Source organism: Leuconostoc sp. C5 (genome assembly GCF_056530425.1).
The window spans coordinates 1,657,501-1,683,730 of sequence record NZ_CP134351.1; the positions used below are offsets into that span (position 1 = coordinate 1,657,501).

The following is a 26,230-nucleotide window of genomic DNA, read 5'->3' on the forward strand; positions in this document are numbered from 1 at the left end:
AACACTTTTGTAACTCTTATATATCAGTCCTACAACCCCAACATGCAAGCACGTTGGTTTGGGCTCTTCCCCGTTCGCTCGCCGCTACTTAGGGAATCGATTTTTCTTTCTGCTCCTGCTGCTAATGAGATGTTTCAGTTCACAGCGTATTCCGTCAAATATCCTATGTATTCAGATACAGACAACTCTTACGAGTTGGGTTTCCCCATTCGGAAATCTTTGGGTCATAGCGTACTTACCGCTCACCAAAGCTTATCGTAGTTAGTCACGTCCTTCATCGGCTCCTAGTGCCAAGGCATTCACCACGCGCCCTTATTAACTTAACCTATACAACCGAAGTTGTGGTTTAAGTTTATGAGTTGGTCATTTTTCAGACCTGCGATTAAACCGTTCTTTTTAAAGAACTTTTTGTGTTGTTTCTCGGTTCATTTTAGTGCAATCTTACGATTGCTTTTAAAAGAATTTGTTACTATTCAGTTTTCAATGTACAACATGCTAGCCTTTCGACTAGCTATGGAGAATAGCGGGATCGAACCGCTGACCCCCTGCTTGCAAAGCAGGTGCTCTCCCAGCTGAGCTAATTCCCCATAGGATCACTTTGAGACCATGATACCTATTAAAGTATCACACTCAAAACTAAACAAAACTTTGAAACAAACAAATTGACACTTAAGTCCCTGTCGCTTTCCGATTATCCTTAGAAAGGAGGTGATCCAGCCGCAGGTTCTCCTACGGCTACCTTGTTACGACTTCACCCCAGTCATCTGTCCTGCCTTAGACGGCTCCTTCCTAAAAGGTTAGGCCACCGGCTTTGGGCATTACAAACTCCCATGGTGTGACGGGCGGTGTGTACAAGACCCGGGAACGTATTCACCGCGGCGTGCTGATCCGCGATTACTAGCGATTCCGACTTCATGTAGTCGAGTTGCAGACTACAATCCGAACTGAGACGTACTTTAAGAGATTAGCTCACCCTCGCGGGTTGGCAACTCGTTGTATACGCCATTGTAGCACGTGTGTAGCCCAGGTCATAAGGGGCATGATGATCTGACGTCGTCCCCGCCTTCCTCCGGTTTGTCACCGGCAGTCTCGCTAGAGTGCCCATCTGAATGCTGGCAACTAACAATAAGGGTTGCGCTCGTTGCGGGACTTAACCCAACATCTCACGACACGAGCTGACGACGACCATGCACCACCTGTCACTTTGTCTCCGAAGAGAACACTTCTATCTCTAAAAGCTTCAAAGGATGTCAAGACCTGGTAAGGTTCTTCGCGTTGCTTCGAATTAAACCACATGCTCCACCGCTTGTGCGGGTCCCCGTCAATTCCTTTGAGTTTCAACCTTGCGGTCGTACTCCCCAGGCGGAACACTTAATGCGTTAGCTTCGGCACTAAGAGGCGGAAACCTCCTAACACCTAGTGTTCATCGTTTACGGTGTGGACTACCAGGGTATCTAATCCTGTTTGCTACCCACACTTTCGAGCCTCAACGTCAGTTGCAGTCCAGTAAGCCGCCTTCGCCACTGGTGTTCTTCCATATATCTACGCATTCCACCGCTACACATGGAGTTCCACTTACCTCTACTGCACTCAAGTTAACCAGTTTCCAATGCCATTCCGGAGTTGAGCTCCGGGCTTTCACATCAGACTTAATAAACCGTCTGCGCTCGCTTTACGCCCAATAAATCCGGATAACGCTCGGGACATACGTATTACCGCGGCTGCTGGCACGTATTTAGCCGTCCCTTTCTGGTATGGTACCGTCAAACTAAAATCATTTCCTATTCTAGCTGTTCTTCCCATACAACAGTGCTTTACGACCCGAAAGCCTTCATCACACACGCGGCGTTGCTCCATCAGGCTTTCGCCCATTGTGGAAGATTCCCTACTGCAGCCTCCCGTAGGAGTTTGGGCCGTGTCTCAGTCCCAATGTGGCCGATCAGTCTCTCAACTCGGCTATGCATCATTGTCTTGGTAGGCCTTTACCCCACCAACTAACTAATGCACCGCGGATCCATCTCTAGGTGACGCCGAAGCGCCTTTTAACTTTGTGTCATGCGACACTAAGTTTTATTCGGTATTAGCATCTGTTTCCAAATGTTATCCCCAGCCTTGAGGCAGGTTGTCCACGTGTTACTCACCCGTTCGCCACTCACTTGAAAGGTGCAAGCACCTTTCGCTGTGCGTTCGACTTGCATGTATTAGGCACGCCGCCAGCGTTCATCCTGAGCCAGGATCAAACTCTCAATTTGAAAATTTGAAGATTGCTCTTCGATTAAACTGACTATATTTCGCTATATCTCTATAACGTAATCCGTTTATTGTTTGTTACGAATTGACTTCGCAAATTTGTTTTTGTTACTTTACGTAACAGCTACAGATTCGTTTGTTCAAAGTTTTGTTCAGTTTTCAATGTGCTACTCGTTGTCGCTGAGACAACTATATTATCTTACCACGCTCGTTTCGCTTTGTCAACTACTTCTTTTAAGAAGTTTTCGTCGACCTCACTGCCCTTACGTTGCTGCTTCGTAAGAAACAACTCCTATAACTATACTCGCTTTATTAAAAAAGTCAACCTTTTTTTCAATTTTCTTCAAAACTGACAAATAATGTGGTTTTTAAGGTTTTTAAGAGCTCATGAATCTTATTGGCCGGCATGAATTTAAGTTTAAAATTTAATTCTTGTTCAATCTTCTCAGTATCTTTTACCTCAAAAGAATAAATTGATAACAACTCACCCTCAACTTCCACGCTAGTCAATTCACCAAGACGCCAATCATCAAAATTTACTGCCCCCAACTCTTTTAAACCGCGTAGTGCTGCTCCCAAGGATGTATCATTATTGTGTTTATGCATCTTTGTAGTGAAGAACTGGTAGCCATTTTCTTTTTTTTGTACCAAAAAATAAGGTAGATTATCTTTCACTGCAATTGCTGTAACTGCTATCAACGACATATTTACTCACTTTCCGAGACGCTCAAGTGCCTCTTCAATCCATTCATTCTGTTTATTAGCAATAGATGTAAAGCCGTATTCTAAATGATAGTTTGTCCAAAAACGTTTTTTAAAATTGTGGTTTTTGCCCATCATTTTTTTGTTAGTGTTTATCATTTCATCTTGACGCAATGATAAACTTATTTTGCCATTATACTGTTCAATATCCATAATTACGATATTGACTTCTTTGCCCACTTTTAATTCACCATTCAAATCACGGACAATACCAGATTTACATTCCGAAATATGAATTAATCCTTGTGTGTGATCGTCTAATGATACGAATGCCCCATATGGTTGAATCCCTGTTATGCGTCCTTTTAGTTTTTGACCTACAGAATACTTCATTATTTTGCCTCTATGTTTCATTATATCATGGTCTCTTAGTTGTTCGTTCTTTTGAACAATAAAAAAAGCAGGTTATGCACCTGCTATCTCAATCGTATTGATAACTACGTCTACACGTGGCTTATCCGCCATATCAACTTTTACTTTCGCTATTTCATCGACAATATTTAATCCTTCAATCACTTGACCAAACACAGTATGTTTGCCATCAAGCCATGGTGTACCACCTTTTTGTCGATAAAAATCAGCTACCTCTGCCGGTAAATCACGCAATGCCGAAACCATTTGTGATGGAAAATTAGATGCCTGTACAATAAAGAACTGCGATCCATTCGTATTAGGACCAGCGTTAGCCATCGAAAGAGCCCCATACGTATTAAACAAACGATCGCTAAACTCATCTTCAAAACTGCCGCCCCAAATACTTTCACCGCCCATACCGGTTCCTTCAGGATCGCCACCTTGAATCATAAAGTCACTGATCACACGATGAAAAATGCCATTGTTGTAATATCCATTTTTTGCATGTGTAATGAAATTTTCGACAGTTTTTGGCGCAATATCAGAAAACAATTTAATTCTAATATCACCCTTATTTGTTTTAAAAATTGCAACAGGGCCACTATAATTAGCAGCGTCTAATTGTGGATAATCTACCATGAATTTTCTCCTAAAATTATAAAAAACGCCTAGTGGCGTTTATACTTCGTCTTCAAATTTGGGGTCAATAATGACAGCGCCATTTTCAATTTCTTCTAACGCTTGCCCAACAGACTTATTCGATTCAAATGTTTCTTGAGTTGCTGGTAAACCAGCATCCAATTCACGAGCACGCTTTGCGCCTAAAGCAATTAGCTTATAGCGTGAGTCAACTTTTTCTAATAGCTTATCAACTGATGGATATAGTAACATGTCTCTCTCCTTATTGTATCTTATCAAATACACGCGTTACGCGTAGGCGTTCTGCTGTAATGATTGATTTGATTCGTTCAACTGCGTTTGAAACCACATCGTTTTCAACAGCATAATCGTAATTAATCATCATTTTAAGTTCGTCACGCGCCGCTGCAACTCGTTTTTCAATCACATCAGCAGAATCTGTACCACGGCCGACCAAACGGTCGCGTAGATTTGCCAAATCCGGAAGTGTCAAAAATATGTAAATACCTTCTGGCATTTTTGATTTAACTTGCAAGGCACCTTGTACGTCTATTTCCAAAAAAACATCACGCCCGCTCGTCAACGTCTCGTCTATAAAGCTTTTAGGTGTTCCGTAATAGTTGCTGACATATTTTGCATACTCTAACATGTCACCATTATTAATTTTTTCTTCAAACTGTTCACGGGTTACAAAGAAATAATCTTCACCGTCTACTTCTCCAGCACGGGGCTGACGTGTTGTAGCGGAAATCGAATATTGAAAATCAATGCTTTCTTCTTCAAAAATTGCTTTACGTACAGTGCCTTTTCCGACACCTGAGGGTCCTGAAAGTACGATTAATAAACCACGCTGAGTCATAATATTCCTCTTTATAAACTAATAAGAATATTATAGCAATGTACAGCCACAATATCAATGTTAACATAAATACAGCCACTGTAGTGAATATTTGTTCGTATAGACAAATATAGACTTTATAAACAGAATATGCCTATTTATCAACATAATGATCATAATAATATTCAAGAAACGTTTAAGAAACTTTCCATGATTTGCTTATTTGAACATTTGTTCGTATAATAAATTTATACAATAACGAGTGGAGAAGACTGGTATGCAAAATTATATTGTCCAACATCAATTTCAAGCACCATTACATCATTTACTTCAAAAACTTATTAAATACGTTGCTTCAAAAAAAGCAGTGCCTTTAAAGCGCCAATTAAATGCACAGGAAATCATTGTACGATTAGAACTAGCGCTAAATACAACTGATCCTGTAACCGTTCAGCTCAATGATTCTTTGTTCAATGAGCGCATTACGCAGTTGTCTGGATACATTTACCAAAATAATCATGGCCAGCTTTTTGTGCAATCCTATAAGACTCATAAGTTCTCTAATATAACACCAGGAATGATTCGACACATTTCATTTAATTGACTGTCAACCAACCATATGTGTACGTAAAAAAGCACAATCATAGTTGTGCTTTAACTAAGTTTCTCTATATCTTTCATATCTAACTTTTCAAGTAAAGAATTAATCGCAATTACATCAATATAACGATCAATATCAAGAGTCCCTGCTACAAGGTCACCTAATCCTGTGAGGGCTTTTTTACTACTCAAAAAAGTTAAATAAGATTTGACCTCACCACCAATGCCATCTAAATCACGCCACTGTGGTGTCCAATAATCTAACAGATGTTTTTCAGCAAATGCATTTAACAAATTTGCTCGCCATAATTTGTGAGTTGCATTAAACTCGCGTGCCATTCCCTCGTGAAAGGCATGAAGCATATTAATGACATTATCACTGACAACATCTTTAACAGAAGCTTCTTGGAACTTTTGTAGACTTTTATCAGCAAATTCAATTTCTGTTTGCATTTCGTCTGGTGACAACGATGGTTGCAATTTTTGCACATCATCAGTATTCTTCAAAGGCTTCATTTTAGGTGATAGTCCGCGGAATGTTTCATTAATAATTTCAAGATTAAAGTCATCATCATCTTCACTTTCTGACAAAAACTTAAATTGCAGTTCATCAATGGCGTTTGACGTTTTCATCATTTCCGCAACATCTTTACCTTGCCACTTGAAAAAATTAATCGCGATTACCGTGCGCATAATCATACGCCAAAAATTAATATCAAATTTTGGTGCGTGAGCGATAAATCTCTTGTTAACACTACTTTCTTTTACCAAGAATTGTTGCATATCATACAAGACGGGTACCAACAGTACAAAGTAACGCCAATCACGATCATCGCTATTCACTAATGCTGCTTGCATAACCTCGTTCAAATTAACTGTGGCCCGTTCGTTGCTAGTAAATTTTGTAAAATTTTGTTGCACAATCGTAGCAATCACGTCATCCAAGAAAAAAGAAGCTACTTCAAATGTTTCTGTAGAATATTTAGTATTGTATGTCAAATAATATCGTGCACGCAAAAAGCCCGCAAAATCATTGTAGTTAAATTCTGGCAATACACTTTTTGAAGTGAATTTCTGCTTTGATTTTATATGACGCATTTTTTTTATTTGCGCTGATTTCCCTTGTTTCATATCATAAAAGTATCAAATTAAATCACTTATAATTCGTGATCTGCATTCAACACATCCTCCTTTTTAAATACTCAAATCTAGATTGTACTTCCCACTACCAAACTCGCGTAACTTGAACTGAAATACTTGCTCGTTACGCTCTAAATTAGGTGTGACAACGGTTGCCTGTTGTTTGCCCTCTAATTCGGCAATTTCAATTGCACTATTAATAGCTGACATCACTGGGGCAAATTCCTTTGGATCCGCAGACACATAAAACATTTCTGCATTCCCGTATGTTGCTGACCTGCGCATCAAACTAACTGAGACCCTATATCTGTTTGCATCAAAAATAATATGATTAAAGTTAAATCCGTGCGCATAATGAAATAATGATGATAAAAATTCTTGAGAGTTAAATTTTTCTTTTGCCATGTGTTTTCCTTAAAATAGTTTCAATACAAGTATACTATAAAAAATCAATCAAATTGAACAATCAATGTTCGTCGTATTAATCCCAATTTATTACCCGTTCTTACGAAAGAAGAAGGCTTTCGACGAGAAAGCCTTCTTCTTAATCAATAGTTAAATTACTTCAATTCCACAATCGTTGCACCGTCACCACCTGCATTTGCACTAGCAAAATGATACGACTTCACGCGACGATCAGATCTCAAAAACTCGGTAACACCTTGACGCAACGCACCTGTGCCTTTTCCATGTATAATTTCAACAGGACTAATGTTTGCTAATACTGCCGTATCTAAATATCGATCTAGCTCGGTTAAAGCAGCTTCATAACGTACACCACGCAAGTCCAATGACGATTTTACAGAAGCCCGCGTTGATCCACTGCTTGTTGTTTTTCGAATAATTTTTTGTTGTTTCTTCTTAGCTTTACCTTTTTGAGCCTTCACAGTTGCTTCAGTTTTAACAATATCGTCTTCATCAACAAGCATTTTTAAAATGCCCATCTCCACTTCCCATTGACCATTCTTGTGCTTTTTGACTAAAGTACCCTGCTGGCTGTAAGAACGGACGGTAATTTCATCCCCAGGGGCTAATTCTTTTACCTTTTTTGCTTTTTGCAAAATTTTATTTTTTTCCAAAGAGTCATTCTGCCGTAACTGATCTAGCTTTCCTTTTCTGGCTTGCAGTTCTTGCTCAGTTAACTCACCACGCTGTCCTGCTCTTAAACGCTCTTTACGAATTTCACTAATCAATTGCTCTGCCTGTTTTTTGGTTGCTGCGACAATATGATTAGCTTCATTTTTAGCGTCTAAAATAACATGCGCGCGCTCTTTTTCCAACTTACTTTGTTCTTCGCTTAAGGCTTCTGACTTTTCTTCCGTCGCCTTTAGTTGTGATCTAAGTTCTTCATTATTTTTTTTGACTTCATCTCGCTGTGCAACCAAATCAGCAATCATATTATTCAAGTCTTGATCCGATTCGTCAGTCAAAGCCATCGCTGCACCAATGACATCTTCACCAAATCCTAAACGCTTCGCAATTGCTAAAGCATTAGATTGTCCTGGCACACCCATCAAGAATTGATAAGTTGGTTGTAATGTTTCCACATCAAACACCATGGAAGCGTTTTTAGTTTCTGGTCGATTATAACCGTATAACTTCAACTCAGGATAGTGTGTCGTAGCTATCGTATACGCCCCTAGGCTAGCAACTTTGTCTAATATGGCAATTGCTAGTGCCGCCCCTTCTGCTGGGTCAGTTCCAGCGCCCAGTTCATCGAAAATAACTAATGTTTTATTATCAATGTGGTCAAGCATTGACACAATGTTGGCCATGTGAGAGCTGAAGGTAGACAAGTTTTGTTCAATTGATTGTTCATCACCAATATCTGCAAAAACTTCATCAAAAATACCTACCGTAGAGGGTTGCCTTGTCGTTATAAATAATCCAGATTGAGCCATTAATTGTAATAGCCCAAGCGTTTTAATCGTGATCGTTTTACCACCAGTGTTAGGACCAGTAATAATGATAGTTTTGTAGCTATCCCCAAGGCTTATATCGTTAGCTACTGCAATTTTTTTATCCAGCAGTGGATGCCAAGCTTGTCGCAAGCTAATGTGGTTCTCTACGCTGACAGTTGGTTGCATAGCATCTAAGCGGGCTGCTAACCGCGCTTTGGCATTAACAAAGTCAAAGTGCCCTAAAATTTGAACATTTTGTTGAATCTCATTTATATGTGGCTCTAATTCTGCTGATAGTTCTTGCAACACTCGCTGCTCTTCTGCATTTTCTTTCACGCGAAGCTCGCTTAGTTTGTTACTCAATTCAACAACAGCTTGTGGTTCAATATAAAGTGTCAATCCTGTTTGACTTTGATCATGAACAACACCACCAAATTGACTTCTATACTCTGCTTTTACTGGTAAAACATACCGATCACTTCGAATAGTAACAATCGGATCACTCAAATATTGTGCAGTTTTGCCTTTAGTAAATTCCTGCATCTTATTTTTAATGGCATTTTCGTGACCGACTATTTTGCCTCGAACTGATTTTAACTCATATGATGCTTCATCATTAATACGACCAGTTGAGTCAATAGCAGTTTGAATTGATTTGGTAACCTCAGGCAACGTTTCTAATTGCTCAGCTTGTTCAATAAGCACTTCTAAAGATTCACCAATTGACTCATCTTTCATCTGTATGAAAAAATTAGAAATAGCACTTGTATTACGTAAAACATTTCCTATTTCAGCTAATTCAGTAGCACTTAAACTTGCTTGAATATCTAGTCTTTTCAAATGCGGTGTGATATCGGCTAATTTAGCTAGCGGGATGCCGCCTTTCAAACGATCAATCATCATCGCATCTGCTGTTTCTTGCAGCCAATAATTAATTATATGTACATCAGTAATTGGCTGCAGCGCGTCTGCTTCTTGTCGTCCAATGGGCGTTGATAAAAAATCACTCAGTTGTGACTTGATTTTGTCATATTCTAATGTTTGTAGTACTTTTTGATTCATTTTATCTTCCCAAATATCTAGAACAAAAATGTTACTAGATTCTGTTCTATGTCAGATTCTATAGCCACCAATTATATATTTGATTAGCAAAAAATGGCATATTGTCTAATATATCGTTTAATAGCGGCGTTTTTAAGAATTGGTCTTGGATCCAGACGTTAGGCATTACAGACAGTAGTTCTAGGGCAAAAAATGCTATAACAGCGCCCATGATACCATACAGCAGACCACCGAGGATCGCGTCAAACCATCCCAATAATGGAATGTGTCGGACAACGCTAAAAGATTTTAATATCCAGTGACTAACAATGCCACCCAGGATGAATATTATTGTAAATACTAATCCTGATGCTAAAAATTGTGAACCGTCACCAACAACACTCTGTGGTATTGTCGTTCGCACAAATTGCCCCGAGACAAAATCAGTTAATAGCTGTCCAAACGGCTTAGAAAATTTAATGGCAATATACCAAACAATTACCCACAATATAAAACGAAGCACCGCATTGACTAATCCCATGCGATAACCCATTCTAATAGTAATTAAAATAAAAATTATTGCCAATCCTAATAAAATCATTTGTCAGTTTCCTTAAATATTTTGTTTGATGCGCGCGTACGGCTTTCTTGCTTAGCTGTAGCGATAATACTTGAAACGGCACTTTTTTTAGGCTTCAGCCTTTCTTTTTGCGATTGTAGCAAATTAATTTCTGCTTCCATTTCAGCTATTTTTTCACGTAATTCATCAATTTCTGCTTGTTTATACAACTGATCAGATATTGAATTGAATGTCAAAAGAATCGCCTGATCCAATTGTGACAACTTTGGAGCAACAACTTTAATTTGCTTAATCTGTTTATTAAGTAATTCCTCTGTTGATTTAAAATGGGTCAGACTCGCTTCCCCAGAAATAACATATGTTTTACCGGCAATAGTTGCCTTGTATTGTCTTCTTTGTTGTTTTGTCATACTTTAATTATACAATAAATCCCATAATTGCGCGGAAAAACTACCAACACCGTTAGTTTAGTTAATGAGCACTGGAGAAACTGGAGACTATCCTTTCATTTCATGAATTATTTAATATCGGCGCTCACAACATAGAAATTATCTCTAATTTTTACACTACGATTAAGTTTTACCGTAATTATATCTCCAACTTTAAATATCCTATCAATATGATTATTATCAACTAAAATGCTAACCTTTTTATTATTGTTTTCTGGCAAATTCAAAAGTATTGAATCCCCTTTAATCACTTTATCATTAATTTTAAATTGGAGGATTTTATCAGACACATCAGTTTTATGAAGAACCTGATAAAATTTCCTTTCATCATCTTTATTCACCACTGTGTAATCTGCCCCCGTCGTGAACTCCCACAACAGAATAGCTACCCCACCAAAAACTACTACTATTATTATGGCTATTAATAGTGACTTAGTTTTTAACATACTTTATTTTCTCCCCATGTGACTATAATTCAACAGCAATAACCCATACTGCGATTATATAATATTAACATATCTCAAACTGATTTTGAGAATGTTATCACTAACAAGTAGAAAACCAATAATAATAAGATGAATTTTTTTCTAAACACACAGTGCCAAAAACTGCTATACTGCTAATATGCAAAAAGTTATTCAAGTCAATAATCAAAAATTAAAACAAATGGCTCATTATTATAGTCAATTTTCCAGTAAGAAAGTGCCTACTGGAGCCTTGTTCTCAATTAGTAGTGGATCTGCCACTGTAACTGGCTACTACTCTGGTAAAGTCATGTTTCAAGGCAAAACTGCTAGTGCTGAGGCTGCTAAGTGGCAATCAAATTCAATTCACAGTCTTGACACGCCTAAAAAAATGAGCACAACTCTTCCAGCTGATTTCGCTAACTGGTCGGTTCTAGGTTCTGATGAGGTAGGTGCTGGTGCCTATTTTGGTCCACTAACAACAGCCGCCGTTTATGTATCCCAAGAAAACTTAGAGTGGGTGCGAGCACTAGGTATTGCTGACTCCAAAACCTTAACAGATGACAGAATGAAAAAAATTGCTCCCCAAATTATTGCTAAGCTACCTCATCATGTTGTTAATTTAATGCCTGAAAAATATAATCAACTGCAGCCATTGCATAATGTGAACCAGATGAAAGCAATTTCTCATAATTTTGCCTTAGGTAAAGTATTGGATAAAATTTTCCCAATCACACCCCAAGCCATTTTAATTGATCAATTTGCACAACAAAGCACATACTTTAATTATCTCAAGAATGCCAAGCAACAACGGATAATCCATGAAAATGTATACTTCACTACTAAAGGAGAGCAATATCATTTGAGTGTCGCCGCTGCTTCTATCTTAGCTCGTGTAGTAGAATTAGACGCCATGTCTAAATTAAGTGTCGAAGCTGGTATCAAGCTGCCTATTGGTGCAGGACGTGAAGTTGATACTGTTGCTGCGGAATTATTACGACGAGGTATTGATTTGAAACACTACGCTAAACTACATTTTGCCAACACTAAAAAAGCAGAACGCCTATTATAGACATTCTGCTTTTTTATTTATGCTTCTGGTTTTGCTGTTGTTTCTGAAGTATCGTCATCTTTAATCGATGATGCTTCAGCATCTTTTACATTTTCATCGTCGGCCAAATCAGCCAAAGCTTCTTCCAAATCAACATCATCTTGTGTTAATTCGATATCCTCACTGGCGAATTTATCTCGTAAATCAGTAAGTGCATCTTGTGTTTTTTCAATATAAGGAGTAACAAAATCTTTAGCTTTATCAACATATGGCGCTGCTTGATCTGTTAAATCCTTAATTTTTTCAGTTGCAGCGTCAATTTGGTCAGCATATTTTTCTTGACTATCCGTCTTCAAGGCAGCGGTTTTTTCTTTGGCTTTTTCTGTCACATCAGCCGCTACATCCGCTGCATTGTAAGCAGCATCATAAGCCTTATCACGTAGCAATGCCCCCGTATTATGTGCTTTGGCTGACAATTCATCCTGCTTATCTTTAGGCAATGCTTTATAAGCAACATATGCTGCCGTAGTTGCTAAAACACCTGCAATAAATACTTTTGTCTTTGACATAATTAGACCTCCGTCTTCTTTTTATTTCTAAACTTACCCATAGCCGCTTTTGTTGCGTTTTTAGTCATAGCAGCCGCCACACCAGTTGCACCGGCCTTAACACCTGAAAACTTGTGAGTCACATTTTGCGCTGAATTATTTAGTTTTGACACAGTTACTGATAAATCAGCCATTGCCTGTACCGTTGGATCAAGGGTTTTAACTTTGCCATTGATATCATTTAGCAATACATTAGCATTTCCCAAAATCTCATTACTTGAACGTGCGATCGTATCGACATCCATTGTTATAACACCCAATGAACGTGTTAGACGTAACAAGAATATGCCAATAAAAATCACCAAAAGTAGAAAGGCTACGGCAAATATAATTAATGCTAATTGTCCTGGTTCCATAAAATCCTCCGCTAAATATCATAGTTATGATTATACTTTGTTTAACTTTTTATGAAAAATTTAAAACATTCTCACTTGTATTAATTATAACAAAAAAAGACGCTCTACGAACGACTTTTTTATTAGTGTATTATTTATCATGGCTTAATGTGCATAGTCAATTGCACGTGTTTCTCGAATAACCGTAACTTTAATATGTCCGGGATATTCCAGTTTTTCTTCGACATCCGACTTAATGTCGTGTGCCAATACTTTAGCTTGCAAGTCTGTAACCTTTGTAGGTTCAACAATCACGCGCACTTCTCGACCTGCTTGAATAGCATATGCTGTGTGAACCTCCTGATAATTATTTGCAATCGCTTCAAGATCCTTTAAACGTTGCACATAATTTTCTAGTGACTCGCTACGAGCCCCCGGACGAGCAGCGCTAATAGCATCAGCCGCAGCTACTAACTCAGCAATCGGCGAGATTGCTGCAACATCACCATGATGAGAAGCAATTGCATTGATTACAATTGGCTTCTCATTAAACTTCTCAGCTAATCTGACGCCTAATTCCACATGGGAACCTTCGACCTCAGCATCAACTGCTTTTCCAATATCGTGTATTAATCCAGCGCGTTTCGCAAGCGCAACATCCATTTTAAGCTCTGCTGCCATCATTCCCGCAAGTTTTGCGACCTCGATTGAATGCTGGAGCACATTTTGACCGTATGAAGTTCGATAGTTCATACGCCCTATCATCTTAATTAAGTCTGGGTGCATGCCTCGTAATCCTAGTTCAAAGACAGCTTGTTCACCCTTTTCACGAATCGTTTCATCCATTTGACGTCGTGATTTTTCAACCATTTCTTCAATACGAGACGGATTAATTCGACCATCCGCAACTAAGGCATCTAATGCCATTTTTGCGATTTCACGTCGAACAGGATCAAATCCACTCAAAACGACTGATTCTGGTGTATCATCAATAATTAAATCAATGCCAGTTAGGGATTCTAAAGTACGAATATTACGGCCTTCACGACCAATAATTCTTCCCTTCATATCTTCACTTGGCAAATTGACAACAGAGACAGTCACGTCAGCAACAGAATCAGCTGAGGAACGTTGAATAGCTTGCACAATAATATTACGAGCACGCTTCTCAGCTTCGCTAGTTGCTTCTTCTTCCGCTTCTTTAATCAAGGCTGCTCGTTGACGAGTCAAACTTGCTTTAGTTTCACTTAAAATTTGTTTCTTAGCTTCATCAGGAGACAGTTGAGCAATTTCTTCCAACTTGTCTTGTTGTGTAGTCAACAACTTCTGTGCTAATACTTCTTTTTTATCTGCGTCATCAAGGCGTGTCTGTACTTGATTTTCTTTTTGAATCAATGATGCATCACGTTGATTCAAGGCCGCATCTTTTTTATCGAGGTTATTGATGCGATCTTCTAGCCTTTGTTCTTGTTGCTGCAGATGCTTTTGACGATCATTATACGAATCATTAACTTGATTTCGATAAGTTTGTGCCAAATCTTTAGCATCAACTTCTGCTGCACGTTTCAAACTTTTAGCTTCATTATTTGCTTGTTCAAGAATGTTAGTTGCCATTTGCTCGGCAGAAATAACTTTATGCGCGTCTTGTGACTTGCGCACATAGTATCCAATACCAAGACCAATCACAATTGCGAAAAACACTGAAATGATTGTAACTACCATGTTAGTATATCCTTTCAGCTTGTGAATATTAGATTTCACATATATTAAGTATATATGTTAATTCATGACGGGTCAATAGAGTATTCCAGAGACCGATGAGTTGTTTTACAAAAATAAAAAAGAGCGTTTTAGCTCCTAATTTTTAAATCGACGGCTTAATTCTCGCTCTTGATCACGTTTTTTAATATCTTCTCGTTTATCATATTTTTTCTTTCCACGACCTATACCGATTAAAACTTTAGCAAAGCCATGTTTTAAATAAACCTTCAAAGGGACAATGGTTACACCTTGTTCCTGCGTTGCTTTCTCAAGAACTCGAATTTCTCGTTTGTGCAACAATAATTGTCTAGTCCGTAATGGATCAACATTAAATTGATTCCCTTGCACATAAGAGGAAATATGCACATTGGTTAGTAAAGCATTACCATTGTGTACCGTTACAAATCCATCCCCTATGGTAATTTGACCCGCCCGAACTGACTTAATTTCCGTTCCCGTTAATGAGATACCGGCTTCAAAAGTTTCCGCAATGGCATAGTTAAATCGCGCTTTACGATTTTGAGCAAGATAATTTTCAGTATTTTGTTTCTTTTTTGCCATGACAAACCACCTTAAAAGTTACGTTTGCTATCCCGTTTATGCCCCTGTTTACTATCTAAGGGTGCTCTCTTTGGACGTGGTCCTTCTGATTTACCACGGCGCTCGTTTTTACGCCTCTCATCACGATTGCGACCTTTACCGAACTTACCATGTGCCTTTGAAGCTACACGAATATCTGTCGTTGGCGCATCTTCTGGATTAACCAATACAAAATCAACTACGCGCTCATCTTTATTAACACGCAAAACCTTGACTCGTACTTTTTGCCCAATTTGGAAAATACGATGCTTCGAACGGCCAATTAATGCAGCATGAGACTCATCATACTCATAATGATCATCAGTTAAGTTCGAAATATGAACCAGTCCTTCAACTGTATTCTCAAGACTAATGAACAAGCCAAACTTCAACGCTGAATTGACTACTCCATCAAACTCGAGGTTAACTTTATCCATCATGTATTCAGCCTTCTTCAAAGCATCAACATCACGTTCAGTATCAATGGCTCGACGCTCACGTGAGCTTGTATCTTCACCAATTTTACCAAGATGACTAGCATACTTTTCTTGTGCTTGAACACCATGACCATGTCTCTCATACCATTTAATCAACCGATGAACTGTCAAATCGGGGTAACGTCGAATTGGTGAAGTAAAGTGAGTATAATACTCCGCACCTAAACCAAAGTGTCCAACTGGATCCGGTGAATATTTCGCTTGCTTCATCGCGCGCAACATCATCGTAGAAATCATTTGTTCAGCAGGATCACCAGCAACATCTTCCATTAACTTTTGTAACATGATCGGTGTTACTTTACTTGGATCACCAACAACTGGGTGCCCTAAAGCCTTTGAAAATTCAAAAAACGACTTAGCACGATCAGCATCAGGCGTCTCGTGAATACGGTACAAGAATGGTACTTTAAGTTTATCAAAATGCTCGGCAACGGTTTCATTGGCCGCTAGCATGAAGGATTCAATCATTCGTTCAGCGGTACCGCGTTCTCGCAACTTAATATCAGTGGCTTTACCATCTTCATCAACAATAATTTGTGCCTCAGGTGCATCAAATTCTATTGCGCCACGCTTTTTACGCATATTATACAGAATTTCATGTAGCTCACCCATCACTTTAAACATGGGTACTAATTTTGCGTACTCATCTTGGACGAAAACATCACCCTCTAAAATTTTATTGACTGCATCGTAAGTCATACGAGCATGAGATTTCATAACTGAGGTATGAAGTCTATGATTCACTACATTTCCTTGTGGATCAATTTCCATCTCTGCAGACATTGCCAAACGCACAACGTTTGGATTTAATGAAGCAATACCGTTAGATATATTTCTAGGCAGCATTGGAATAACACGATCAGTCAGATAGACAGATGTACCGCGATTATAAGCCTCAGCATCAATACTAGAACCTTCCGTCACATAGTGTGAAACATCTGCAATGTGCACACCCAGATGGTAGTTGCCATTGTCTAACTTCCAAGCAACTACAGCATCGTCAATATCTTTCGTGTCAGCACCATCAATTGTAACTAATGTTTGCTCTGTGATGTCCTCTCGGCCAGCCCATTCAGATTCGGAAACTTCACTTGGAATTTCGAGTGCATCATCTAACACCTCTTGCGGGAATTCATTTGGAACTTTCTTACTGTAGACGATTTGTAAGATGTCCATTCCTGGTTCATCTTTATATCCAAGTGTTTCGGTTACCGTAGCAATTATTTCTCGTGGATGGATTTTATCAGGAAAACGAGTAACTTCCGCTACGACTACCTGACCATCATTAGGTGTTAATCCGTCACCGCTAACTAACACTTTAAAATTCATTGTTTTCTTGTCGCTGAGGTGTAATTCACCAATCATGTTGCGAGCTTCTGAACCTAATGAAAAGGTACCTACTATACGCTCGTAAGCATGTTCAAGAATCTCTTCTACTTTACCTTCTGGTCCACGATCTGGTGTTGGTGATGGTTTTAATGTTGAAACACGTACCGTATCGCCCTGCATTGCTTGTAGTGTATTTTCTGGGTTAATAAAAAAGTCAGGTAATTCGTCATCGTATTTAACAAACCCAAAGCCCTTATCATTAGCACGATACTCGCCAATTGTATAGCCAGCATTTTTGTTATATTGATAACCATTTTTGATGTCGATAGCATCCCCGTCACGTACACTAGCGTTTAAAGCATTGACAACCTGCTTGTATTCTTGGCTATCTGTCATTCTTAAGCCGTCAGCTAAGTTTTGTGCGGTAAATATTTGCTCACGGTTAGCTTTCAAGAAGCCAGTAAGCTGTGATTTTAATTGTTCTAGTTCCATATGTTTTCCTTGTTAGTTTAATTTACTACCATGTAGTATGTATGTTATTTACTATAAATTGAGATAAAAAAAATCAGTTTACGAAAAAAAGCGTAAACTGATTTTTTTAATGTGCTGAAATGTACATTAAGGCAAATCCAATGACAAACCATAATGCCCCAAGCACTGCTGTTGTACGACGCATAACAGCTTCAAATCCACGCGACTTACGTTCTGCGAACAAATCTCCTGCGCCACCTGATAATGCTGATAATGCATCTTGTTGTTTACTTGGTTGCATCATAACTGTCATAATAAGCAAAAAGCCTACAACAATTAGAGCAATAGTAAGTAGTTTTTCCACAGTTATATCCTCTATTAAATCGTTAACATTTATTATAGCAAATTTTACGCTAAATCGCCAATTTTGGCAAAATGTTATTAGTTTCCCAATGCCAAACTAAACATTAGAATACCACCAGCAATAGCTACATTCAAACTTTCAGCCTGTCCCTGAATAGGAATGTATAAGTTGGCTGTTGTTTTTTCTGCTAATTCAGCTGACATGCCTTGTCCCTCATTACCAACAATTAAACCAAATTGTGTGCTTGGTTCAACATCGCGATATGATTTTGCTTTTTCATTTAATTGTGAACCATAAACTGGAAGATTATTAGCTGCCAAGGCAGCAACCCACTCGCTTAAGTCTCCATTCAAGACTTCTAAATGGAATTGAGATCCTTGCATAGCACGTACAACTTTGGGAGCAAATGCATCAGCTGTGCCAGCACCTAAAACAACACCTTTAAAACCTGCTGCGTCTGCTGTTCGCACTAATGTGCCAACATTTCCAGGGTCTTGAATCTTATCTAACAACAACCATGCACCATCGTGAACATAGCTGGGATCAAATGTCTTTTCAGGTAAACTAATCTCTGCAAAAATACCTTGTGGAGTATTCGTACCAGCAATATGTTTGGCAACTTCTTCACTGATTTCAAAAGCCGGAACACCATGAGGCACATTTGGGAGATAGTCAGCCATTTGTTTTTCTGTAGCCATTATTGCATGGAATTTTGCACCAGCCTTAACCGCCTCTTCAACTAAATGCAAGCCATCGAGCAAATAAGTATGATTCTCTTGACGACCTTTCTTTGTTGCAAGTTTTGCCCATGCTTTCACACGTGCATTTTGATTTGAAATAATTCTTTCCATGTGTATTTCTTTCTGTTCTTTCTAAGAACTGACAAAAGTACGTCAAAAAATTGACGTACTTACTTCGACCGCTGTTGCTTCCCAGCATTGCGATTCTTTTTGTTTTGATTTTTTACAACGTTTGGCGCATCAGTAACTTTTGTGTTTCCTGCATTGGCATTTGGTACTTTAATATCCTCTGCCATTAAATCATCAGCAGTCTTTTGAATTTTAAATTCAGCTGTAACGCGTTTTTCTAAACCAGGACGTTGATAGTGTTGAATTAATGTCTGGATTAAAGCAAATATACCGCCGATAACGAAGTATAGGCCAATAGCACCACTTGCAATCATAGCAAAAACAAAAATCATTACAGGACTAACAAACATCATTGCAGCTGATGTCTTACGTTGTTCCTCAGGCATATGTTGCATCATTAACCAAGCCTGAATTAGATAAATAATACCGGCAACGATGGCAAAAACTAATTGTGGTTTCCCAAGGTCAAATCCTAAAAAGGATGCACCCTGCAAAGCTGGTGCATGCAAAATAGCAGAATATAATCCTGAGAAAATAGGCAATTGCATTGCCATTGTCAAAAATGAAATGCCACCAATAACACTGACATCATTTTCTCGATATAATGACATCATCGCCATACTAGCTTTTTGTTGTTCTTCTGTCGTAGCTGCCTTACGAGATAAAGTTTGTAATTTATCAATTTCCGGCTTCAACTTCTGCATTTTAATTTGATTGACAGTTGTATTAACTTGTTGATTCAAGAAAAATGGTAACAAAATCAAGCGGAAAATTGCAGTTATAACGATAATTGCCCACCCAATACCGTTTACACCACCGATAAAATGAGCGATATTAGTCATTAATTCAGCCAATGGCTGACCAATCCAACGATACATTCTACTGTGTTGATTATAACCACCAGTAAGCAAAATAATATCAAAAATAACAAACGCAAACGTCAGAACGCGTTTTAATTGTTTCATAATCAGGGTTTCTCCTTGAAAATCATGTTAAAAAAGTTGCGCACAATTACAAGATACTATTATAGCAAGAATTACCCACGAATAGCAAAGTCATTTGTTTCAAACAATGGAATATTTGTTGTGATAACTTTGTCAACGCGACTATAACAGCCTGGCCCCTTCTCGAGCATCGACAAAAAATCTATTAAATCACTTTGTGAACCTTGAGCTTGTATTTTAACAGAACCGTCTGTTTGGTTACTTACCCAACCAACAATATTGTGTTGCTGTGCAGTTCGTTGTGCAAACCACCGAAAACCAACACCTTGTACTAAACCAAAAACATCAACTTCAATTGCTTTCATTTTTTTCCTCAACGTACAAAGGTAAATATACTGTGAAAATTGACCCTGAGCCTTCTGCACTTTCTAATGCAATTGTACCACCATAAGCCTCTACCAAACGTTGAGCAATACTTAGTCCCAGCCCAGTTCCCCCTTTGGCTCGTGATCTCGCCTTATCAACGCGATAAAAACGATCAAAGACACGTTTTGCATCTTCCGGTTTCAACCCTTCACCGAAGTCTTGTACGCCAATTTCAACACGATTTGCGGTCTGTGACAAGGCAAAATGAATTTCATGACGATCTAGAGAATACTTTACAGCATTGTCAGCTAGAATAATTAGAATTTGTTCCATATGATCTTGACGAATCTTAACCCTTGCCTTCGTTGATAAATCATCATCTAGGGTAAAAGAAAAGTCAGGATGTATCATTTTAAAGTTGTCATAAACACGATGCATTGTACCGCCAACATCAGTAATTTCTTTCACGTTGTCAACTGGAATTTGCTCAGCACGTGTTAAATTGAGCATTTCGTTAATCAGTGTCTCCATTCGTTGTACTTCTGCCAGAGAGGATTTGATTGAATCTTCCAAGACCTCTGGATCATCTTTACCCCAGCGATTCAGAAGTTCCATGTGGCCTTTCACGATTGTTACCGGCGTACGGAGTTCATGGGAAACATCTGAAACAAATTGCTGTTGCGCACTGATTAATGCTTGTAGACGGTCAATTGTGCGATTTAAAATACGTGTTAAATCAGAAAACTCATCATTTGCACCAACTTCACTGGCACGTACTTCTGTCATCGGATCATCTTCAAAAGCTTCAATGGTGGTTTCAATTAATCGGACTGGTCGTAAAATTACTTTAGTTAAGATAAGTGCAAATATGAATATTGCCAAACCACCGAAAGCAATAATAACCCACAACCAAAAAATAACTTCATTCGGCAGTGCACCATAGTGATGCTTTATCAACCCAGAAAGCAATAAAGCAAATACTATAAATATAACAAAAAAGCCGGACGCCATTCCAAGTGCTAACTGCCAGCGCAGTGAGAATCGGCGTACAGCTTTTTTAGTTGTTTCTTTTTCATTATTGTCCATAATTAATTAGAATTAGCTGCGCATCACGTAGCCAGTACCACGTACTGTTTGGATATATGATGCCTTACTTTCAGGATCATCAATCTTATTACGCAAGTAACGAATATACACATCAACAACATTCGTTTCTACTTCAGAATCAAAACCCCAAACTTCTTTCAATAATTGCTCACGAGATTGAACCACATTAATATTTTCTACTAATGTTAATAGCAAGTCGTATTCACGCTTTGTCAAATTAATAATTTGATCATCGCGACGTGCAATACGATTTTCCTTTTCAATACGGAGGTCTTTGAAGTTAATAATTGAACGATGCTTATCGTTTGTTTCAGTCTCAATTGCAATACGGCGCAAAAGCGAACGAATACGAGCCAATAATTCTTCAATTGCAAATGGCTTTACCAAATAATCATCAGCGCCATAATCCAATCCAGAAACACGATCAATCACTGAATCACGAGCAGTCATCATAATGATTGGTGTTTTTTTAACTTCACGCAATCGACGTGCAACTTCTAAACCGTTTAGTTCAGGCAACATCAAATCGAGCAAAATAACATCGTAATCATTTTCTAATGCTAAATCTAGCCCAGAACGACCATCATTCACCGTTTCAGCTTCATATCCTTCATGTTTAAGCTCAAGACCAACAAACTTTGCCAAGTTTTCTTCATCTTCAACAATCAATACTTTACTCATTTTTTGTCCTCAATGTTTTAAATCGGCAGAAGCCGAGTCTATTTGTATTACTTCCCTTTATTTTAGAGCATTTGTTTAACTCTTGCAAGTGTTTTCTCATTCTTTGAAAAAATCGTCTAATTTTGACAATCGAGGGTCAATTTTGGGTTCGTCTTCTATCATTTTCTCATTTTCATAAGCTTCTTGACTGATAACATGCCAATCTTTTCCGGAGGGCAAATTATCGCCGGTCTCTTCCTCAGGCGTTAAAATCTGTAAAGGCAAAGTTGCTATAACATTATCCAAAATAGCATCGTCCACATTTAAGGAATCATTCTCAAGTACAAAAACAGCCTCGGTTTCTTCAAAATCCTTGAGACGGCTCTCATCTTCAATGTATAATTCAGAAAATGCTAAATTAATTGGCACAACCACGGGGTCTAATGACCGTGAAGATGGTACTGTGATATTTCCTAGAACATTCACGTCTAAAGTGATATCATCATTATCTAAATAGTTAATGCTCCCCGTAACTTCAAGGGGTGATAACGCTAAGACAGTTTCTGAAAAACGACTTTTAGCTTGTTCCTCCAAATTCAAAGTTTCTTCGATAATTAACGGACTTTGACGGTATTTTAATAATTGATTTTTTGCATATTTCATACTATTTCTCCCAATATAATGGCATTCGTGTCACATCTTGTGTCGGCGCACCTTCATTTGCCAGTAATTGCCACACTTTACCAGCTTTATAATCTAAGCGCAGATTACTTTTAGCCAAACTTGAATCAACTTTACTGATAAGGGGCAATGTTACTTGTTTTTTAATTTCATTTAAGTATTGCTGCCCCGTTGAAGTAAATCCTAGAATACGCAAGTATGGGTCCTGCATAGCTGCTTGCATCTGGTCTACCTTAATATTAAGCAAAGTATATAATAATGTACGCTGTATTCGAGTAAACGTATAACGTTTAGATTTGGTCGATTTAATAAAGCTTTGATAGCTTTGTGGACCAGAATCATTTAGAGCTGTTTTAGCAAAACGATGCTCCAACCCCTCGGCCATTTGATAAATTTGACCTAGTTGACCAACTGTATCTGTTGTTAACCGGTACTTCAGCATTGACCAGAATTTACTTTCGAAATCAATTGTATTGGCAGCGGTATCTAATGCTACTTTGGTCGCTTCAGGCACCACATTTTTGATTTTTTCAGTTTTTCCCTTGTGTAAAGCTAAACGAATAGATGACGCTGAGGCAATCGATTGTTCGTCTGTAAAGTTGGCATCATGATAATTTGCTTCAGCGCGTTGAATAGGTATAATGCCAATGTTAGCCTGTTGGTTTAGAATAGCACTAGCATAACCAAGCGCTAGAATATCATTAGGCTCTTCCAGTTTAAAGCTAGTTTCAGCCTCTAATTGTTTAGCATACGCACTAGCAAAGGTTTGCGTATGATTCTTAAATTCTTGTCCTTCTGCAATAGTTGGTGCTTGTTTAGCTATGGATAGAAAATCAACCTCTGGATGCTCACTGCCAAATACAATATTATCGACACCAAGAGCGGATAATAATTGAATCGCTCCATCAGCAAAAATATGACTTGGTTGCACTGCAAAAAAAGTGGGTAACTCAATGACTAAATCCACACCATTTTCCAAAGCCATTTGTGTTCTTTGCCATTTGTCAAATAAGGCTGGTTCACCACGTTGCACAAAGTTACCAGACATAACGGCCACAACTACATCCGCACCAGTTAATTTCTTGGCTTGTTGAATATGATAAATATGCCCATTATGAAATGGATTATATTCCGTTATTATTCCGACTGCTTGCATTATTTCACCGCCCTAAAAAACCAACGTTCTGTGTTTTCATCAATATTATTTTGTCCAAAGTTCGCAAAAACTTCAATATTATGAAAACCAGCACTTCTTAAGGTTTCTTGATATGTCTTTAAATCATAGGTTTGCTCATGATGAATTTCGCGCATAATCTTAAAAGCGTCAATTGCCTCATCATACACAAAAAACTTTAAGTCATGGTCAACACTATTCTCTTGCTCACCAGGATAACTAGTCCACATAAAAATGTTTTCATCGTCGTCATCATTATTGTAGTAATAATTATCGTACAGCACGTTAACCTGGTAAGGTGTTATCACATCAAATAAAAATTGTCCGCCAACCGCTAAATGGTCATACACTTGTTGAATAGCTAATTTAAAATCAGATAAATTTGGTAAATAATTTAAAGCATCTGCAAAACTAACAATGATAGGGTATTCCTTTTTCCAATCAGAAAAGTCACGCATGTCAGCTTGCAACAAAGATAAGTCAACGTTTGCATCATTAGCATGCTTTTGTGCCAATGACAGCATTTCAGGTGCCAAGTCTAGCACATCAACAGTGTAGCCAAGCTGTGCTAATAAAACTGCTAATCGTCCAGCACCCCCACCTAAATCCATAATAGATGTAGCTTTACTATTTTTTGTCACGAAATCAACCCACTCTTGATATAATTCTGAATCAAACAGTTGGTCATATTTTTCCGCAAATGTAGAGTAATTGTTATTTATTTCATTATTCATAATTTTAATTTTAACATGGTGTCGGTCTGAACGGTTATATTATTGTTCTTACAAACTAAAAAATCGAGACATTGGCCTCGATTTTGCTTAATTTTCTGTTAATAGATTATCAAGATTAACATAGGGGGCATCATTCCACAAACGTTCTAGGTTGTAAAAATCGCGACCTTCTGTCGAGAATATGTGGACGATAACATCCCCTAAGTCCATAAGAACCCATTCCCCTGCTTGGAATCCTTCCATAAAGCGAACCGATCCGCCCGCTTCTTGTATTTTATCTTTAACTTCCGTAGCAATAGCTTGCACCTGTCGTGTAGACGCAGCGTCTGCAATGACGAAGTAATCTGCCATTAAGCTCACTTTGCGCATATCAAGTGCAACAATATTATTTGCTTTCTTATTATCAACTGCCTCCACGGCAGTATTTAAAGTATCTTGTACATTTAATGCTGTTGTTGTCATATTTTATTTTTCTTTCTTAACCCAATAATTATACGTTTCAAGTGATTTAGGATAAATTGGTGTTTCTTTGTGAATCAAACGTGCTAAGGTATGAACGATTTGATATTTAATGCCTTGCGCTAAACTTTGGTCAGTAATCGTACGGGCTTCCTCTACCCCTTTGAAATCACGACCTAATTCTAAATAATCTGCCATAAATATAACTTGTGACAACTTATTCATACTAGCGCCCGCACCTGTTGTGTGCTGACGGACAGCAGTTAATATATCTTCATCAACAATTCCTAGCTCGTTACGGATCATTTCCGCCCCGACAATACCATGCCAGACATAATTTCCCCAGTTAATCAAATCTGGATCCATATGCTGGGCTTCAATAACCTTTAAAAAATCATTATCTGATCGCTCTTTGGCATAATCATGGACCAAAGCAGCAACTTCTGCCTTGTCAACATCAACATCATTGGCCTTGGCCAATTTCACTGCATAGTCTCGTACACGCAAAACATGCTGGTAACGATAATCAGATAATTTTTCGGAAATTTTTGCTTCTAAATCAGTAATTGTACCATTAAAATACTTAGTCATATAAGCCTCTATACAAATCGTACTCTCGAATAAATAGTGCTTCACGTTCTGGCACCAAATAATTAATACTCTGATTCATACGAATTCGCGTCCGTACTTCTGAAGCGCTGACGCTAATGTTTGGAACATCAAACCATAGCACGGGATAATCGGACGTTGTCTCTTGTCCAGAATGGACACCTGCAGCAAACGTAACAATTTGACTTAACTCATCAATATGATCCCAAGTGGGTAACTTTCTCACTGTATTTGCACCCATGATAAAATAATATTCATTTTCTGGATGCGTATCCACAAGTTCTTTCATTGATTGGTAAGTATGAGATTCACCGCCATTACGGATTTCCAATAATTCAAGTTCAAAAAAAGGATTATCCAAAATTGCCATGTGAACCAATTGCATTCGATAAGACGGTTCAATTGCGCTAGCATGAGTAGCATCAACCGGCTGTGCATTAGGCATCCAATAAACTTTTTCAAGTCCAAGCTGTTTCCCAACACATTCTGCTAAAACCAACTGCCCAACGTGCGGTGGATTAAAGGTACCACCAAAAATTCCAATACGATGTTTGGTCTCACTTGGTTCTAGTTCTAATTGATGTTTTAGTGCAGTTGTTGATGTTCCAATCATA

General features: G+C 38.3%; 30 protein-coding genes, 1 tRNA gene and 2 rRNA genes (1 of these 33 cut by a window edge). 2 read left to right on the forward strand and 31 right to left on the reverse strand.

The window, feature by feature from the left end:
* From RHP56_RS08455 to gmk, 8 genes are all read right to left on the reverse strand, one after another.
* Nucleotides 1–326: ribosomal RNA gene (locus RHP56_RS08455) — 23S ribosomal RNA — on the reverse strand; it reaches 2,590 nt to the left of the window's first position.
* 188 nt (nucleotides 327–514) lie between these two features.
* Nucleotides 515–587, reverse strand: a tRNA-Ala gene (locus tag RHP56_RS08460).
* Nucleotides 588–701: 114 nt separating this feature from the next.
* Nucleotides 702–2,252 (reverse strand): 16S ribosomal RNA (locus tag RHP56_RS08465).
* Together the 16S and 23S rRNA genes with 1 tRNA gene alongside form the textbook arrangement of a ribosomal RNA operon.
* 331 nt (nucleotides 2,253–2,583) lie before the next feature.
* Nucleotides 2,584–2,955 (reverse strand): hypothetical protein, encoded by a 372-nt coding sequence (locus tag RHP56_RS08470; RefSeq protein WP_011680320.1) that lies wholly within the window; start codon nucleotides 2,953–2,955, stop codon nucleotides 2,584–2,586.
* 6 nt (nucleotides 2,956–2,961) lie between these two features.
* Nucleotides 2,962–3,345 (reverse strand): CvfD/Ygs/GSP13 family RNA-binding post-transcriptional regulator, encoded by a 384-nt coding sequence (locus RHP56_RS08475; RefSeq protein WP_011680321.1) that lies wholly within the window; start codon nucleotides 3,343–3,345, stop codon nucleotides 2,962–2,964.
* 72 nt (nucleotides 3,346–3,417) lie between these two features.
* The gene (locus tag RHP56_RS08480; RefSeq protein WP_011680322.1) at nucleotides 3,418–4,005 is read right to left on the reverse strand and encodes a peptidylprolyl isomerase; all 588 of its coding nucleotides are present in this window, start codon (nucleotides 4,003–4,005) and stop codon (nucleotides 3,418–3,420) included.
* A 39-nt stretch (nucleotides 4,006–4,044) separates the two neighbouring features.
* On the reverse strand, nucleotides 4,045–4,257 hold the full coding sequence (gene rpoZ / locus RHP56_RS08485) for a DNA-directed RNA polymerase subunit omega (protein WP_011680323.1): 213 nt from the start codon (nucleotides 4,255–4,257) through the stop codon (nucleotides 4,045–4,047).
* Between the two features lie 10 nt (nucleotides 4,258–4,267).
* The gene (gene gmk / locus RHP56_RS08490; RefSeq protein ID WP_102753813.1) at nucleotides 4,268–4,864 is read right to left on the reverse strand and encodes a guanylate kinase; all 597 of its coding nucleotides are present in this window, start codon (nucleotides 4,862–4,864) and stop codon (nucleotides 4,268–4,270) included.
* A 256-nt stretch (nucleotides 4,865–5,120) separates the two neighbouring features.
* Here gmk and RHP56_RS08495 point away from each other — a divergent pair, with 256 nt between their 5' ends.
* Complete coding sequence (locus tag RHP56_RS08495; RefSeq protein WP_010291209.1) at nucleotides 5,121–5,447, forward strand: hypothetical protein; 327 nt, start codon at nucleotides 5,121–5,123, stop codon at nucleotides 5,445–5,447.
* A 50-nt stretch (nucleotides 5,448–5,497) separates the two neighbouring features.
* Here the strand turns inward: RHP56_RS08495 and RHP56_RS08500 are convergent, their stop codons facing one another.
* The 6 genes from RHP56_RS08500 to RHP56_RS08525 all read right to left on the reverse strand — a co-directional run bounded on the left by RHP56_RS08500 (nucleotide 5,498) and on the right by RHP56_RS08525 (nucleotide 11,000).
* The gene (locus RHP56_RS08500) at nucleotides 5,498–6,574 is read right to left on the reverse strand and encodes a hypothetical protein (RefSeq protein WP_011680325.1); all 1,077 of its coding nucleotides are present in this window, start codon (nucleotides 6,572–6,574) and stop codon (nucleotides 5,498–5,500) included.
* Between the two features lie 63 nt (nucleotides 6,575–6,637).
* Nucleotides 6,638–6,988 (reverse strand): hypothetical protein, encoded by a 351-nt coding sequence (locus RHP56_RS08505; protein ID WP_010279689.1) that lies wholly within the window; start codon nucleotides 6,986–6,988, stop codon nucleotides 6,638–6,640.
* Between the two features lie 155 nt (nucleotides 6,989–7,143).
* Nucleotides 7,144–9,546, reverse strand: a complete 2,403-nt coding sequence (locus RHP56_RS08510; protein WP_102753763.1) for an endonuclease MutS2 — start codon at nucleotides 9,544–9,546, stop codon at nucleotides 7,144–7,146.
* 58 nt (nucleotides 9,547–9,604) lie between these two features.
* Nucleotides 9,605–10,126 (reverse strand): CvpA family protein, encoded by a 522-nt coding sequence (locus RHP56_RS08515; RefSeq protein ID WP_011680327.1) that lies wholly within the window; start codon nucleotides 10,124–10,126, stop codon nucleotides 9,605–9,607.
* Complete coding sequence (locus RHP56_RS08520) at nucleotides 10,123–10,515, reverse strand: cell division protein ZapA (protein ID WP_102753762.1); 393 nt, start codon at nucleotides 10,513–10,515, stop codon at nucleotides 10,123–10,125. Before RHP56_RS08520 ends, RHP56_RS08515 begins: the two co-directional genes overlap by 4 nt.
* 107 nt (nucleotides 10,516–10,622) lie before the next feature.
* Nucleotides 10,623–11,000: a hypothetical protein gene (locus tag RHP56_RS08525; RefSeq protein ID WP_010291083.1), complete on the reverse strand. Its 378-nt coding sequence runs from the start codon at nucleotides 10,998–11,000 to the stop codon at nucleotides 10,623–10,625.
* 178 nt (nucleotides 11,001–11,178) lie between these two features.
* Between RHP56_RS08525 and rnhC the strand changes: the two genes are divergently transcribed.
* A complete protein-coding gene (rnhC, locus tag RHP56_RS08530) occupies nucleotides 11,179–12,090 on the forward strand; it encodes a ribonuclease HIII (protein ID WP_042251451.1) in 912 nt (303 codons plus the stop codon).
* A gap of 17 nt (nucleotides 12,091–12,107) precedes the next feature.
* Here the strand turns inward: rnhC and RHP56_RS08535 are convergent, their stop codons facing one another.
* The 17 genes from RHP56_RS08535 to RHP56_RS08615 form a co-directional block, all read right to left on the reverse strand.
* Nucleotides 12,108–12,638 (reverse strand): hypothetical protein, encoded by a 531-nt coding sequence (locus RHP56_RS08535; protein ID WP_011680330.1) that lies wholly within the window; start codon nucleotides 12,636–12,638, stop codon nucleotides 12,108–12,110.
* A 2-nt stretch (nucleotides 12,639–12,640) separates the two neighbouring features.
* The gene (locus RHP56_RS08540) at nucleotides 12,641–13,033 is read right to left on the reverse strand and encodes a DUF948 domain-containing protein (RefSeq protein ID WP_002815745.1); all 393 of its coding nucleotides are present in this window, start codon (nucleotides 13,031–13,033) and stop codon (nucleotides 12,641–12,643) included.
* A gap of 144 nt (nucleotides 13,034–13,177) precedes the next feature.
* A complete protein-coding gene (gene rny / locus RHP56_RS08545) occupies nucleotides 13,178–14,734 on the reverse strand; it encodes a ribonuclease Y (protein WP_036092244.1) in 1,557 nt (518 codons plus the stop codon).
* A 135-nt stretch (nucleotides 14,735–14,869) separates the two neighbouring features.
* Nucleotides 14,870–15,334: an SsrA-binding protein SmpB gene (gene smpB / locus RHP56_RS08550; protein WP_025268446.1), complete on the reverse strand. Its 465-nt coding sequence runs from the start codon at nucleotides 15,332–15,334 to the stop codon at nucleotides 14,870–14,872.
* Nucleotides 15,335–15,345: 11 nt separating this feature from the next.
* Nucleotides 15,346–17,670 (reverse strand): ribonuclease R, encoded by a 2,325-nt coding sequence (gene rnr / locus RHP56_RS08555; RefSeq protein ID WP_050895110.1) that lies wholly within the window; start codon nucleotides 17,668–17,670, stop codon nucleotides 15,346–15,348.
* A 106-nt stretch (nucleotides 17,671–17,776) separates the two neighbouring features.
* The gene (gene secG, locus RHP56_RS08560; RefSeq protein WP_002815749.1) at nucleotides 17,777–18,013 is read right to left on the reverse strand and encodes a preprotein translocase subunit SecG; all 237 of its coding nucleotides are present in this window, start codon (nucleotides 18,011–18,013) and stop codon (nucleotides 17,777–17,779) included.
* A 77-nt stretch (nucleotides 18,014–18,090) separates the two neighbouring features.
* Nucleotides 18,091–18,864: a TrmH family RNA methyltransferase gene (locus RHP56_RS08565; RefSeq protein WP_002815751.1), complete on the reverse strand. Its 774-nt coding sequence runs from the start codon at nucleotides 18,862–18,864 to the stop codon at nucleotides 18,091–18,093.
* 59 nt (nucleotides 18,865–18,923) lie between these two features.
* A complete protein-coding gene (gene yidC, locus RHP56_RS08570; RefSeq protein ID WP_025268448.1) occupies nucleotides 18,924–19,847 on the reverse strand; it encodes a membrane protein insertase YidC in 924 nt (307 codons plus the stop codon).
* Nucleotides 19,848–19,918: 71 nt separating this feature from the next.
* A complete protein-coding gene (locus RHP56_RS08575) occupies nucleotides 19,919–20,191 on the reverse strand; it encodes an acylphosphatase (RefSeq protein ID WP_102753469.1) in 273 nt (90 codons plus the stop codon).
* Nucleotides 20,178–21,278, reverse strand: a complete 1,101-nt coding sequence (locus RHP56_RS08580) for a sensor histidine kinase (RefSeq protein WP_011680335.1) — start codon at nucleotides 21,276–21,278, stop codon at nucleotides 20,178–20,180. The genes RHP56_RS08575 and RHP56_RS08580 overlap by 14 nt, the downstream gene beginning before the upstream one ends.
* Before the next feature lie 12 nt (nucleotides 21,279–21,290).
* Nucleotides 21,291–21,980, reverse strand: a complete 690-nt coding sequence (locus RHP56_RS08585) for a response regulator transcription factor (protein ID WP_011680336.1) — start codon at nucleotides 21,978–21,980, stop codon at nucleotides 21,291–21,293.
* A 96-nt stretch (nucleotides 21,981–22,076) separates the two neighbouring features.
* Nucleotides 22,077–22,622, reverse strand: a complete 546-nt coding sequence (locus tag RHP56_RS08590) for a YceD family protein (protein WP_042251436.1) — start codon at nucleotides 22,620–22,622, stop codon at nucleotides 22,077–22,079.
* 1 nt (nucleotide 22,623) lies between these two features.
* Nucleotides 22,624–23,796 carry a nucleotidyltransferase gene (locus RHP56_RS08595; protein ID WP_011680338.1) on the reverse strand — a complete coding sequence of 391 codons (1,173 nt, stop codon included), beginning with the start codon at nucleotides 23,794–23,796 and terminating at the stop codon, nucleotides 22,624–22,626.
* A complete protein-coding gene (locus RHP56_RS08600) occupies nucleotides 23,796–24,548 on the reverse strand; it encodes a class I SAM-dependent DNA methyltransferase (RefSeq protein WP_042251434.1) in 753 nt (250 codons plus the stop codon). The genes RHP56_RS08595 and RHP56_RS08600 overlap by 1 nt, the downstream gene beginning before the upstream one ends.
* Nucleotides 24,549–24,635: 87 nt before the next feature.
* Nucleotides 24,636–25,010, reverse strand: a complete 375-nt coding sequence (gene rsfS / locus RHP56_RS08605) for a ribosome silencing factor (RefSeq protein ID WP_011680340.1) — start codon at nucleotides 25,008–25,010, stop codon at nucleotides 24,636–24,638.
* Between the two features lie 3 nt (nucleotides 25,011–25,013).
* Complete coding sequence (yqeK, locus tag RHP56_RS08610) at nucleotides 25,014–25,598, reverse strand: bis(5'-nucleosyl)-tetraphosphatase (symmetrical) YqeK (RefSeq protein WP_050884267.1); 585 nt, start codon at nucleotides 25,596–25,598, stop codon at nucleotides 25,014–25,016.
* Nucleotides 25,591–26,229: a nicotinate-nucleotide adenylyltransferase gene (locus RHP56_RS08615; RefSeq protein ID WP_011680342.1), complete on the reverse strand. Its 639-nt coding sequence runs from the start codon at nucleotides 26,227–26,229 to the stop codon at nucleotides 25,591–25,593. Before RHP56_RS08615 ends, yqeK begins: the two co-directional genes overlap by 8 nt.
* Nucleotide 26,230: the final 1 nt, after the last annotated feature.